The following is a 13,494-nucleotide window of genomic DNA, read 5'->3' as shown; positions in this document are numbered from 1 at the left end:
CTCATGCCTAGACAACGCGAATCGACATCCGATCGATCGGGCGGCACCGAACCCGGTGACCGGCCGGCACATCTTCATAACCTGCGGGAGCTGCATGATGGAATATCGACGTTTGGGAAAATCGGGCCTGAAAGTGAGCGAGTTCTCCTTCGGCTCATGGGTGACGTTCGGCAAGCAGGTCAATGGAGGCGACGCCGTCGACCTCATGAAGCTTGCCTACGACAATGGGGTGAACTTCTTCGACAATGCCGAAGGATACGAGAGCGGCAAGTCCGAGATCGTGATGGGCGAGGCGCTCAGCAGGCTTGGCTGGAGCCGTGACAGCTTCGTCGTCTCCAGCAAGGTCTTCTGGGGAGGTGAGAGGCCGACGCAGCGCGGCCTGTCGCGCAAGCATGTGACCGACGCCTGCCATGCAGCGCTCAAGCGGCTTCAGGTCGACTACCTCGACCTCTACTTCTGCCACCGCCCGGATATCGACACGCCGATCGAGGAAACGGTCCGGGCGATGCACGATCTCGTCGCCCAGGGCAAGGTGCTCTATTGGGGCACGTCGGAATGGTCGGCGCAGCAGTTGACGGAAGCCTACGCCGTTGCCCGGGACTTGCGCATCACGCCGCCGACCATGGAGCAGCCGCAGTACAACATCTTCGAACGTCAGAAGGTCGAATCTGACTATCTGCCGCTCTATGACCTGATCGGCCTTGGCACCACGATCTGGTCGCCGCTCGCCTCGGGCGTCCTGACCGGCAAATACAATGACGGTGTGCCGGCCGACAGCCGTATGAACCTGCCAGGCTACGAATGGCTGAAGGAAAAATGGTCCAGCGATGCCGGCCGCGCCCAGCTCAAACAAGTTGGCGAGCTTGCAAAGCTGGCGGACGAGATCGGGATATCGATCACGCATCTCGCCCTTTTGTGGTGCCTTGCCAACCGCAACGTTTCGACCGTCATTCTTGGAGCCTCGCGCGCCAGCCAGCTGCAGGACAATCTCGCGGCCCTCTCACACCGAGAGAAGGTGACTGCCGACGTGCTGGACCGGATCGACACGATCGTCGGAAATAAACCGGAAGGACCACGTCGCTTCTAAGCATGTCGCGCGATAACGACATGCGTAAAAACAAAGACCTAAAGCGCGAGGAGCGATCTAAAGATTGCGACGCGCTTCAGGTGAAACAACTTCCCTCGACGGGTCAGATTAAGGCTCGCCGAGGGAAGCACGGCTTGACAATGTGACGACACGCGTTGCATTTTCGCCACAATGCGTTGCTTAAAGGTCACGCAAGGGTTTTGGACATTCGCTCCCGATCGAGTCGTTGCAGCGCTGGCTTTTTTAAGCCGGCGTTGCTTGGTTTTCGATCGGATGGCGAGGGCGGCAGGTGCCGTCTGAAGAGAGGCCGAATGACGCAGGATGGGGTATCGCCGGCGGCGGCGGGCGAGACGGTGACGACGGTGACCGACCGCCGCGCCCTATTTGCCGTGCCCGGCCTCGTGCTCGCCGGCGGCGCGCTTCTCTGTGCCACGGCCACGCTTTTCGTGCTGCTCGGCCTGACGCCGATCGCCCCGACGTCGCATGTCGTCATCACCTCGGTGATCGTCAATTCCTTCTTTGTCCTGACGCTGCTCGCCTTGATCGGCCGCGAGGTGGCAAGGCTGCTGAAGGCCCGCACCCGCGGCCGTGCGGCAGCCCGCCTGCACATCCGCATCGTCGTGCTCTTTTCGATCGTCGCGATCACGCCGGCGATCCTCGTCGCCATCTTCGCCAGTATCACGCTGAACGCCGGTCTCGACCGCTGGTTTGCCCTGCGCACCCAGTCGATCGTCAGCTCGTCGCGCAATATCGGCCAGGCCTACATGATGGAGAATGCCAGCTACCTGCAGGGGCAGACGGTCTCCATGGCCAACGACCTGGAGCGCAACCGGGCGCTCTACAGCCTCGACAGGACGGGCTTTGCCGATCTGATGACCCGCCAGGCGAGGGGCCGCGGCCTGCTCGGCGCCTTCCTAGTCGAGCGCGACGGCTCGGTGATCGTCCAGGCCGATATCTCCACCGAAAAGCCGCTGCCCGCCATTCCGCAGGACGCGCTGGAAAAGGCGGCGGCCGGCCAGCCGACGCTGATCCCGCCCGGCGTCACCAATCTCGTCGGCGCCATCATCAAGCTCGATGCCATCCAGGGCACCTTCCTCTATACGGTGCGCGCCGTCGATCCCAAGGTCATGGGCGCCATGCGCATGATGGAGGAGAACGCTACCGAATACCGCTCGATGGAGGCCAATCGCTTCTCGCTGCAGGTCGCCTTCGCCGTTCTCTATATCGGCTTCGCGCTGATCGTGCTCCTGGCGGCGATCTGGACTGCGATCGCCGTCGCCGACCGAATCGTCCGGCCGATCCGGCTGCTGATCACGGCGGCCGACAGCGTTGCATCGGGCAATATGGATATCGTCGTGCCGGTGCACGCGGTCGACGGCGACGTCGCCAATCTCTCGCGCACCTTCAACAAGATGATTTCGGAAATCCGCACCCAGCGCGATGAGATCCTCGAAGCCAAGGACGAGGTCGACGACCGCCGCCGTTTCATCGAAGCGGTGCTGTCGGGCGTCACCGCCGCCGTCATCGGCGTCGAGCAGGACCGCCGCATCGCCATCGTCAACAGCTCAGCCGAGACGCTGATGTCGCTGTCAGCCGACGAAATGCTCGGAAAGCAGCTGGTCGATATCGCGCCGGAGGTCGATCACGTGCTGACCGAAGCGGCGGTGCGCTATCGCGGCGATTTCCGCAAGCAGATCGCGTTGGTGCGTGGCGGCACTGTGAGGACGCTGAGCGTGCAGGTCACCCGCGAGGAAGTGCGCGACATGAGCGAATCCTACGTGATCACGCTCGACGACATCACCGATCTCGTCATCGCCCAGCGCTCGACCGCCTGGGGCGACGTGGCAAGGCGCATCGCCCATGAGATCAAGAACCCGCTGACGCCGATCCAGCTTTCCGCTGAGCGTATCCAGCGGCGTTACGGCAAGCAGATCGACCCGAACGACCGGACCGTCTTCGACCAATGCACCGATACGATCATCCGCCAGGTCGGCGATATCGGCCGCATGGTCGACGAATTCTCCGCCTTTGCCCGCATGCCGAAGCCGACCAAGGAGCCGAGCGACCTGCGCGATATCCTGCGCGACGCGATCTTCCTGCGCGAGATGGGCAATCATCATGTCAGCTTTGCTCAGGATTTCGGCGAGCAGCCGCTGGAGGGCCTGTTTGATAGCCGCATGCTCGGCCAGGCCTTCGGAAATCTCATCAAGAATGCCGTCGAATCGATTGAGGCCGTTCCGAGCGACGAGCGGGACGAACGCAAGATTCTCGTCCGCGCCGTACTCGATACCGGCCGCGACCGCTTCACCGTCGACGTGATCGACAATGGCCGCGGCCTGCCGGTGGAGAACCGCCACAGCATTCTGGAACCCTATATGACGATGCGCGAGAAGGGCACCGGCCTCGGCCTCGCCATCGTCAAGAAAATCATCGAGGAACATGGCGGGCAGCTCGAGCTGCATGATGCGCCCGCCGATTTTGACCGGGGAAGAGGGGCTATGATCCGCGTGCATCTGCCACGCCTTGATCCAACGCCTGCTGCTCCCGCATCTAATGACAAGGAAAGCGTTTATGGCCTCTGATATTCTCGTCGTCGACGATGAGCACGATATTCGCGAGATCGTTTCCGGCATTCTCTCGGACGAGGGACACGAGACGCGCACGGCCCATGACAGCGACAGCGCACTGGCGGCGATTTCCGATCGTGTGCCGCGGCTGATCTTCCTCGATATCTGGATGCAGGGCAGCAAGCTCGATGGTCTGTCGCTGCTCGACGAGATCAAGACCCGCCATCCGGAATTGCCCGTCGTGATGATCTCCGGCCATGGCAACATCGAGACCGCCGTCTCGGCGATCAAGCGCGGCGCCTTCGATTTCATTGAGAAGCCCTTCAAGGCCGACCGGCTGATCCTGATCGCCGAACGCGCGCTGGAGAATTCCAAGCTGAAGCGCGAGGTCTCAGATCTGAAGCGCCGCACCGGCGACGCGCTGGAGCTGATCGGCACCTCGGTCGCCGTTTCGCAGCTGCGCCAGACGATCGAGAAGATTGCGCCGACCAACAGCCGCATCATGATCCTCGGCGCCTCCGGCTCCGGCAAGGAGCTGGTGGCGCGGATGATCCACAAGAAGTCGGCCCGCGCCAACGGCCCCTTCGTTGCGATCAACGCCGCCAACATCACGCCCGAACGCATGGAAGTGGCGCTGTTCGGCACCGAGGGCACACCCGGCCAAGCGCGCAAGATCGGCGCGCTCGAGGAAGCTCATCGCGGCATCCTCTATCTCGACGAAGTCGGCGAAATGCCGCGCGAGACGCAGAACAAGATCCTGCGCGTGCTGGTCGATCAGCAGTTCGAGCGGGTCGGCGGTTCCAAGCGCGTCAAGGTCGATGTCCGCATCATCTCCTCGACCGCCTATAATCTCGAAAGCCGCATCGCCGAAGGATGGTTCCGCGAGGATCTCTACCATCGCCTTGCCGTCGTGCCGGTGCGTGTGCCCGCACTGGCCGAACGGCGCGAGGACATTCCCTTCCTCGTCGATCAGCTGATGCGCCAGATATCGGAGCAGGCCGGCATCCGTCCGCGCCGCATCGGCGACGACGCCATGGCGGTGCTGCAGGCGCATGACTGGCCCGGCAACATCCGCCAGCTGCGCAACAATATCGAGCGGCTGATGATCCTTGCCCGCACCGACGGCCCCGATGCGCCGATCACGGCCGACATGCTGCCAACCGATCTTGGCGACATGCTGCCGAAGGTGTCCGCCAAGAACGACTATCACATCATGACGCTGCCGCTGCGCGAAGCCCGCGAGATGTTCGAGAAGGATTATCTGATCGCCCAGATCAACCGCTTCGGCGGCAATATCTCGCGCACCGCGGAATTCGTCGGCATGGAGCGTTCGGCGCTACACCGCAAGCTGAAGTCGCTCGGCGTCTGATCGTTTCCGGCGCGACCGATGCCGCGCCGCGTCCCATATTGCTTCCCGGAAGACCAGGTTTCCCATGCCGAGAATTGCCTATGTGAATGGCCGTTACGTCAAGCATTCCGATGCCAGCGTGCATATCGAGGATCGCGGCTACCAGTTTGCCGATGGCGTCTACGAGGTCTGCGAAGTGCGCCACGACTATATCGTCGACCTCACGCGCCATCTGAACCGTCTCGACCGATCGCTTAGTGAGTTGCGCATCGCCTGGCCGATGGGCCGGGCGGCACTGACGCAGGTCATTCGCGAGACGCTGCGCCGCAACCATGTCCGCAACGGGCTTTTTTACATGCAGGTGACGCGCGGCGTCGCCCGCCGCGATCATGTCTTTCCGGCCGAGGGTACGCCGCCCTCTCTGGTGATCACCGCCAAGAGCACCGATGCCAGGATCATCGCCGCCAAGAACGCCAACGGCATCAAGGCGATCACCCTTGTCGACAATCGCTGGGACCGCGTCGACATCAAGTCCGTCGGCCTGCTGCCGAATGCCATGGCCCGCCAGCAGGCCAAGGAGGCCGGCGCCCAGGAAGCGATCTATGTCGATGGCGACGGCATGGTGAAGGAAGGGGCGGCGACCAATGTCTGGATCGTCGATCCGGACGGAACGCTGGTGACGCCACCGGCCGAACACGGCATTCTGCGCGGCATTACCCGCACCACTCTGATGGATGTCGGAGCCAAGCTGGGGTTGAGTATCGCGGAGCGGAATTTCTCCGTTTCGGAGATGCTCGCAGCCCGCGAGGTCTTCCTCACTGCAGCCACAAGCATTTGTTTTCCGGTCGTTTCCGTCGATGGCCAGCCCATTGCCAACGGCCATCCGGGCAGCGTTTCGCAGAAAGTCCGCGAGGCCTTTTTCGACGTTGCGGAAAAGATTGCGATTTGATACCAAGATTTGCTGGACAGGTGGAATGAGGATGCCACCGGTCTTCGCATGGTGAGGTTGATTGATATTCTACCGGCCAGATCAGGTCGGCAATAAAGAAAGAAGCGGCGCGATGGCGGAACGTTCTCAGAATCTTCAGGACTTATTTCTCAATACTGTTCGCAAGCAAAAGATTTCCCTGACAATCTTTCTGATCAACGGCGTGAAACTCACGGGCGTTGTTACGTCTTTTGACAATTTCTGTGTTCTTCTTCGCCGTGACGGCCATTCGCAGCTCGTGTATAAGCATGCGATCTCGACGATCATGCCGGGCCAACCCATGCAGATGTTCGAGAGCGAAGAAGCAGCGTCCTAACAGGATCAGCCGTCATTTCGACACGCGATACCAAGAACGATTCGATCATCCCTGAAGCCGCCAAGCACAGGGACGACATGCGCGCGACTGTCGTCGTGCCGGTTCTGAAATCGCGCAGTCGCGGCGGCCAAAGCGAATCGGCCTCGACCCGCACGCCGGAAAGCCGGCTCGAAGAGGCGACCGGCCTTGCCCAGGCGATCGACCTCGATGTCGTCAATGGCCAGATCGTCCCGGTCAATGACCCGAGACCGGCCACACTGCTCGGCACCGGCAAGATCGAGGAGATCAAGGCGCTGCTCGACGAGCGCGATTCCGGTCTTGTCATCGTCGATCATCCGCTGACGCCGGTGCAGCAACGCAACCTCGAAAAGGAATGGAACGCCAAGGTCATCGACCGGACGGGCCTCATCCTCGAAATCTTCGGCCGCCGCGCCTCCACCAAGGAAGGCACGCTGCAGGTCGATCTCGCCCATCTGAATTATCAGAAGGGCCGCCTGGTCCGAAGCTGGACCCACCTTGAACGCCAGCGCGGCGGCGGCGGCTTCATGGGCGGCCCCGGCGAAACCCAGATCGAAGCCGACCGGCGGATGCTGCAGGACCGCATCATCAAGCTCGAACGCGAGCTGGAGCAGGTCGTGCGCACCCGCCAGCTCCACCGCGCCAAGCGCCGCAAGGTGCCGCACCCGATCGTGGCGCTGGTCGGTTATACCAATGCCGGCAAGTCGACGCTGTTCAACCGCATCACCGGCGCCGGCGTGCTGGCCGAAGACATGCTCTTTGCGACGCTCGACCCGACGCTTCGGCGCATGAAACTGCCGCACGGCCGCACCGTCATCCTGTCCGACACCGTCGGCTTCATCTCCGACCTGCCGACCCATCTGGTCGCCGCCTTCCGGGCGACGCTGGAAGAGGTGCTGGAAGCCGATCTCATCCTGCATGTCCGCGACATGTCCGATGCCGACAACCAGGCGCAGAGCTCCGACGTGATGCGCATCCTGAACGATCTCGGCATCGACGAGGCCGAAGCCGAAAAACGCCTGATCGAGGTCTGGAACAAGATCGACCGGCTGGAGCCCGAGGTGCACGACACCATGGTGCAGAAATCGGCCGGCGCCAGCAACGTGGTGGCGGTTTCCGCTGTCAGCGGCGAGGGCGTTGACACGCTGATGGAAGAGATCAGCCGCAGACTGTCAGGCGTGATGACCGTTGCAACGATCCGCCTTCCGGTCGACAAGCTGGCGCTGCTACCCTGGCTTTACGATCACGCGATCGTCGACAGCCGCGAAGATAATGAGGACGGCACGATCACGCTCGATCTGCGCCTGTCCGAAACCGAGGCAACCGAACTGGAACGCCGCATCGGCAACGGACAGAAATCTTCAAAGGAAGATTGGGAGCGGTAAGGCATTCCCTTCTCCCCGCCGGGGAAAAGGGAGATGTGGCAACGTTCCGCTTACTCAACCCCCGATGTCACAGCCCGCTCGATCGCCTTCGCCGCCTGCCAGATTTCCTCCATCCGCTCCAGCGTCGCGTCTTCCAGCGTCTCGCCTTCTGCTTCAAGAACCTGTTCTATATGGCTGAAGCGACGACGGAATTTCGTATTCGTTCCCCGCACTGCTTGCTCCGGATCCGCCTTCACATGCCGCCCGATATTGACGACGGCGAAGATCAGGTCTCCGAGTTCGTCGCTGACCTTTGCCTGATCGCCTTCCCTGAGTGCCGCCCGCAATTCACCGATTTCCTCCTCGATCTTGTCGAGGATCGGCTCTGGCGCTGACCAGTCGAAGCCGACCTTGGCGGCGCGTTCCTGCAACTTCAAGGCTTCCGTCAAGGCCGGGAAGCTGCGCTGCACGGAACCGAGGAAGCCACTGTTGAAGTCCTCGGTGATGCCGCGCCGTGACCGCCGCTCAGCGCGCTCGCGTTTCTCCGCCTGCTTGATCTCGTCCCATTGTCTCTTGACCGCGTCTGGCGTATCCGCCGCCGAGCGGGCAAAGACGTGCGGGTGGCGGCGGATCATCTTGGTGGTGATGGCGTTGACCACGTCGCCGAAGGAAAATTCGCCGGCCTCCTCGGCCATGCGGGCGTGAAAGACCACCTGCAACAGCAGGTCGCCCAGTTCGTCGCAGAGGTCGTCCATATCGCCGCGCTCGATCGCATCGGAGACCTCATAGGCCTCCTCGATCGTATAGGGCTTGATCGTCTCGAAGTTCTGTTCGATGTCCCAGGGGCAGCCGGTTTCGGGATGGCGTAGCGCCGCCATGATCTCGATCAGCCGCGAAATGTCTTTGGAAGGTTGCATGTTGCCTCGGTTCAGCAGGCTTCAGTTGAGAGGCCCTCAGTTCAATGGCCCTCAGTTCAATGGCCCTCAGTTCAATGGAATGTCGTTGACGCTCTTCGACGACTGGTAGCTGGTCGACAGCGCGTCGTAGCGCGCCTTGATGCGGGCGGTCTGCGTCTTCAGCGCGGTCTTCAGCTGAGCCTCTTCGGTCTCGACGAGATCGGCGATGGCAAAGCTGTTCCAGAAGGCGTTTTGCCTGCGGTAGCCGCCGGGTTCAAGCCCGAAGACCTCCTTCAGGATTTTCAGGTCGTGCGGAATGGCGAAGGCGTCGCGGGAATCCTCGTGGCTGAAAAAATAGTAGAAATTGTCGAATCCCGCCCAGGTGATCGCCGACATGCACATCGTGCAGGGTTCGTGCGTCGACAGGAAGATCAGATCCTTGGTCGACGGCTTGTCGCCCAGCTCGTAGAAACGCTTCAGCGTATGCACCTCGCCGTGCCAGAGCGGATTCTCCAGCTCGTTATTTGTCTCGGCGACGACAAGCGAAAGATCGGATTTCCTTAAGATCGCCGCACCGAACACCTTGTTGCCAAGCGAAACGCCACGCTCGGTCAGCGGCAGGATATCGTCTTCCATGACCTGAAGCAGGCGGGAGGCAATGGTCTTATCAGGCATGAAGGCCCTCCAGTTTTCCTCAGTCTATCGCCTTGGCGGCGCGAGTGAAATGCGTGAAGCATCGGTGGACGTCTTTTGTCACAGGCTTTATACTGCACTGCAGCAAGCGGGCTGAGAATATGCGGCTTTTTGGCAGCACGGGTGACTTTTCTCAAATCACTGACGGCACGAGCAAAAGAATACCTGCTTGCTTGGGCTTTCGAATTTCTGTTCCTTCAATCCCTTGTCGATCAAGGGCATATTCCGGCAACTTCGAAGTGGATTGATGATGCCTCCCAAGACTGAACAGCTTTCGGTATTTCCCGCCTTCTTTCGCGTGGAAGGCCAGAAGACGGCTGTCTTCGGCAATGGCGACGAAGCTTTCGCCAAGGTGCGGCTGCTGCTGAACACAAAGGCCCGGATTGTCGCCTATGCCGACCGGCCGGAAGCCGATTACCACGCCTTCCTGATTGCCAACCGTATCGAGACCGTGCGCGCTGCCTTCTCCGCCGAACAGGTCGAGGGTTCAGCGCTCGTCTTCGCCGCAACCGGCAATGAAGCCGACGACCGCAGCATCGTCGACGCTGCGCGTGCCGCCAGAATTCCGGCCAATGCCGTCGATCAGCCCGATTACTGCGATTTCTTCACGCCGGCGCTGGTCAACCGCGCGCCCGTCGCCGTTGCGATCGGCACCGAAGGGGCGGGGCCGGTTCTGGCGCAGATGATCCGCGCGCAGATCGACCAGCTTCTTTCGCCCTCGCTCGGCCGCCTTGCCGGGCTGGCGACGAGCTACCGCAAGGCCGTCGAACAACTGATTCCCAGAGGCGTCTCCCGCCGGGTCTTCTGGCGCCGTTTCTTTTCCGGTGCCGTTGCCGATGCGGTCGCCAACGGCAACCTGCCGCAGGCTCGTCATGCCGCCGACCGGCTGCTGCATGCGATGGACAAGGTCGCCGGCCATGTCTGGCTGGTCGGCGCCGGTCCGGGTGCCGAGGATCTGCTGACGTTGCGCGCCCAGCGCGTAATGATGGAAGCCGATGTCATCGTCTATGATGCGCTGGTGCCGCAGGCGATCGTCGATATGGGCCGCCGTGATGCCGAACGGCTTTCCGTCGGCAAGCGCAAGGGCTGCCACTCGAAGTCCCAGGAAGAGATCAACGACCTGCTGGTCGATCTCGGCCGTCAGGGCAAGCGCGTCGTCCGCCTGAAATCCGGCGATCCCCTGGTCTATGGCCGGGCAGGGGAAGAGATGGCGGCACTGCGCGCTGCCGGCGTCACCTATGAGGTCGTGCCTGGCATCACCTCGGCCTTCGCCGCCGCTGCCGATTTCGAGCTGCCGCTGACACTGCGCGGCGTCGCCTCCTCGCTGGTCTTCACCACCGGCCATGATCTTACAGGCGACGTGCTGCCCGATTGGGCAAGCCTTGCCGTTTCCGGCGCGACGATCGCCGTCTATATGGGCCGCACGGTCGCTGCCTCCGTTGCCGAGCGGCTGATGCAGGCGGGCATTCCTGCGGAAACCACCGTCGCCGTCATCGAAAATGCCAGCCGCGCTGAGCGCCGCCTGCTGCATGGCACGCTTGCCGATCTGCCCGATCTGCAGCACCGCGACGAGTTGACCGGGCCTGTCATGGTCATCATCGGCGATGCGGTCGCCGGCGCCAATTTCGAACTGTCCGAGCCACTGGTGCGCGCAAACGCCCGGCTCGAGGAACTTGCAAGGAGCTGAATATGGGTGACAAGGTTCTGACCGCCAACCGGCTGACGGACGGCATTGCCGTCTGGCTGGATGCGAACGGCAAGTGGTCCACCTCGCTGCAGGAGGCGCTCGTTGCCCGTCATGCCGAGGCCGTTGCGGCGCTGGAGGCGATCGGCAAGAAATCCTATGCCGACAACGAGGTCGTCGACGTCGCCGTCGTCGACGTTCAGGAAACCAACGGCATTCTCTGGCCGCTTCGCCTTCGCGAGCGCATCCGCGCACAGGGCCCGACCATGGAATATGCCCCGGGCTACGCTCCTGCCGATCCCGAATTCATTGCAGTCTGAGGAAGACGATGTACCGTTACGACGAATTTGACCATGCCTTTGTTACCGAGCGCGTCGAGCAGTTTCGCGATCAGGTCCAGCGCCGCCTTTCCGGCGAGCTCGCCGAGGACGCGTTCAAGCCGCTGCGCCTGATGAACGGCGTCTACCTGCAGCTCCACGCCTACATGCTGCGCATTGCCATTCCCTATGGCACGCTGAGCTCGCGCCAGCTGCGCATGCTCGCCCATATCGCCCGCACCTACGACCGCGGTTATGGCCACTTCACCACGCGCCAGAACCTGCAGTTCAACTGGCCGAAGCTGTCCGACATTCCCGATGCGCTGGCCGACCTTGCCAGCGTTGAAATGCATGCGCTGCAGACCTCGGGCAACTGTATCAGAAACGTCACCGCCGATCACTTTGCCGGTGCTGCCGCTGATGAGGTCGCCGATCCGCGTCCTTACGCCGAAATCCTGCGCCAGTGGTCGTCGGTCCACCCGGAATTCTCCTTCCTCCCGCGTAAGTTCAAGATCGCCGTCACTGGCGCCGAGCGTGACCGCGCCGCAATCCAGGTGCATGATATCGGCTTGCACGTGAAGACGAATGACAAGGGAGAGATCGGCTTTGCCGTCTATGTCGGCGGCGGCCAGGGCCGTACGCCGATGATCGCCAAGCTGATCCGCGACTTCCTGCCCGAGGAAGACCTGCTCTCCTACACCACGGCAATCGTGCGTGTGTACAATCTGCACGGCCGCCGCGACAACAAGTACAAGGCCCGCATCAAGATCCTGGTGCACGAAACCGGCACCGAGGAGCTGACGCGCCAGGTGGAAGCTGAATTCGCCGCGCTGAAGGATACCGAGCTCAAGCTGCCGGAAAAGGACGTGCAGTCGATCGCTGCCTATTTCGCGCCGCCGGCACTGCCCGAACGCGCCGAGGGCTGGGAAAACCTCGCCCGCTGGAAGAAGGCCGATTCCGGTTTCTCCCGCTGGGTCCAGCAGAACGTGCAGCCGCACAAGAACCCCGATTACGGCATGGTGACGATCTCGCTGAAGCCGATCGGCGGCATTCCGGGCGACGCCTCGGATGCACAGATGGATGCGATCGCTGATCTTGCCGAGGAATATGCCTTCGACGAAATCCGCGTCAGCCATGAGCAGAACCTGATCCTGCCGCACGTGGCGCTTGCCGATCTCGAAGCCGTCTATCGCGGCCTCGTCGCCATCAATCTCGCCGAAGCCAATGCCGGCCTGATCACCGATATCATTGCCTGTCCCGGGCTGGACTACTGCGCGCTCGCCAATGCGCGCTCCATTCCGCTGGCGCAGGAAATCTCCCGCCGCTTCGGCAACGCCGAACGCCAGGCCGAGATCGGCGAGCTGAAGATCAAGATCTCCGGTTGCATCAATGCCTGCGGCCATCACCATGTCGGCCATATCGGCCTGCTCGGTGTGGAGAAGAAGGGCGCCGAACTCTACCAGATCACGCTCGGCGGCTCCGGCGACGAACATACCTCGATCGGCGAAATCATCGGCCGCGGCTTCGAGCCGGACCGGGTGACGGACGCGATCGAGACGATCGTCGACACCTATCTCGGCCTGCGCCTCGATCATTCCGAGAACTTCCTCGCCGCTTATCGCCGTGTCGGACCGCAGCCGTTCAAGACTGCGCTCTACGGCTCAGCCGCCGAAGCGGCATAAGGGGGGGATGATGACGAAGATCTGGAGAGAAACCGGTTTTGTCGAAAACGATCCCTGGGTGATCGAAACCGACGAGGTGAAGGCGACCGAGGAGCAGAAGCCGCTGCTCGGTCTCGACGAACTGATCGCCAGGGCCGATGAAAGCAACGATGTCGGCCTCGGCGTACTGATCAAGCCGGCGGACGACGTGCGCCGGCTGGAGCCCTATCTCTATCGCCTCGAAATCGTCGCCGTCGCCTTTCCGGCTTTCAACGACGGCCGCGCCTTCAGCCATGCCTCGCTGCTGCGCCAGCGCCTCGGCTACACCAACGAGCTGCGCGCCGTCGGTGACGTGCTGATCGATCAGGTGCCGCTGATGCTGCGCGTCGGCATCGACAGCTTTTCGGTCAGCAATGCCACGGCATTGAAGCGGCTTTCCGAAAACCGTCTTCCCGCCATTCCCCATCATTATCAGCCGGCGGTGCGTGACGCCGACGCCGGCAAGGGCTATAGTTGGCGCCGTCAGGCGAAGCCGGCCGCATAAGCGGCGGGGCC

Annotated in this window: 12 protein-coding genes; 10 read left to right on the top strand and 2 right to left on the bottom strand. The window is 62.2% G+C overall.

The genetic code is table 11. The features are described 5' to 3' along the window. Nucleotides 1-97 precede the first annotated feature (97 nt). From G9X64_RS04885 to hflX, 6 genes are all read left to right on the top strand, one after another. The gene (locus G9X64_RS04885; RefSeq protein ID WP_171376061.1) at nt 98-1,087 is read left to right on the top strand and encodes a potassium channel beta subunit family protein; all 990 of its coding nucleotides are present in this window, start codon (nt 98-100) and stop codon (nt 1,085-1,087) included. A gap of 311 nt (nt 1,088-1,398) precedes the next feature. Further along, nucleotides 1,399-3,669, top strand: a complete 2,271-nt coding sequence (locus tag G9X64_RS04880) for a sensor histidine kinase NtrY-like (protein ID WP_171376060.1) — start codon at nt 1,399-1,401, stop codon at nt 3,667-3,669. Further along, a complete protein-coding gene (ntrX, locus tag G9X64_RS04875; RefSeq protein WP_003539383.1) occupies nt 3,659-5,023 on the top strand; it encodes a nitrogen assimilation response regulator NtrX in 1,365 nt (454 codons plus the stop codon). The genes G9X64_RS04880 and ntrX overlap by 11 nt, the downstream gene beginning before the upstream one ends. A gap of 64 nt (nt 5,024-5,087) precedes the next feature. Beyond that, complete coding sequence (locus G9X64_RS04870; RefSeq protein WP_171376059.1) at nt 5,088-5,951, top strand: D-amino-acid transaminase; 864 nt, start codon at nt 5,088-5,090, stop codon at nt 5,949-5,951. A 112-nt stretch (nt 5,952-6,063) separates the two neighbouring features. Continuing rightward, on the top strand, nt 6,064-6,306 hold the full coding sequence (hfq, locus tag G9X64_RS04865; RefSeq protein ID WP_003539403.1) for an RNA chaperone Hfq: 243 nt from the start codon (nt 6,064-6,066) through the stop codon (nt 6,304-6,306). A 77-nt stretch (nt 6,307-6,383) separates the two neighbouring features. After that, entirely contained in the window at nt 6,384-7,709 is a 1,326-nt protein-coding gene (gene hflX, locus G9X64_RS04860) for a GTPase HflX (protein ID WP_168308827.1), read from the top strand. A gap of 50 nt (nt 7,710-7,759) precedes the next feature. Here hflX and mazG read toward each other — a convergent pair whose 3' ends face one another. After that, complete coding sequence (gene mazG, locus G9X64_RS04855) at nt 7,760-8,605, bottom strand: nucleoside triphosphate pyrophosphohydrolase (protein WP_171376058.1); 846 nt, start codon at nt 8,603-8,605, stop codon at nt 7,760-7,762. A gap of 66 nt (nt 8,606-8,671) precedes the next feature. Next, nucleotides 8,672-9,259, bottom strand: coding sequence for a deaminase (locus G9X64_RS04850; RefSeq protein WP_168308829.1), 588 nt, complete (start codon nt 9,257-9,259; stop codon nt 8,672-8,674). Nucleotides 9,260-9,527: 268 nt separating this feature from the next. On the opposite strand from G9X64_RS04850, the gene cysG reads away from it, so the two are divergent. The 4 genes from cysG to G9X64_RS04830 are packed head-to-tail and all read left to right on the top strand — an operon-like array spanning nt 9,528 to nt 13,483. Continuing rightward, nucleotides 9,528-10,964: a siroheme synthase CysG gene (gene cysG, locus G9X64_RS04845; RefSeq protein ID WP_168316949.1), complete on the top strand. Its 1,437-nt coding sequence runs from the start codon at nt 9,528-9,530 to the stop codon at nt 10,962-10,964. Nucleotides 10,965-10,966: 2 nt separating this feature from the next. After that, nucleotides 10,967-11,281 (top strand): DUF2849 domain-containing protein, encoded by a 315-nt coding sequence (locus tag G9X64_RS04840; RefSeq protein ID WP_011651871.1) that lies wholly within the window; start codon nt 10,967-10,969, stop codon nt 11,279-11,281. Between the two features lie 8 nt (nt 11,282-11,289). Further along, on the top strand, nt 11,290-12,960 hold the full coding sequence (locus G9X64_RS04835) for a nitrite/sulfite reductase (protein WP_171376057.1): 1,671 nt from the start codon (nt 11,290-11,292) through the stop codon (nt 12,958-12,960). Between the two features lie 10 nt (nt 12,961-12,970). After that, complete coding sequence (locus G9X64_RS04830; protein ID WP_168308876.1) at nt 12,971-13,483, top strand: DUF934 domain-containing protein; 513 nt, start codon at nt 12,971-12,973, stop codon at nt 13,481-13,483. Nucleotides 13,484-13,494: the final 11 nt, after the last annotated feature.

Source organism: Rhizobium sophorae (assembly GCF_013087515.1).
GTDB classification, from domain to species: Bacteria; Pseudomonadota; Alphaproteobacteria; order Rhizobiales; family Rhizobiaceae; genus Rhizobium; species Rhizobium sophorae.
This window is presented reverse-complemented; position numbering and strand designations above follow the sequence as displayed.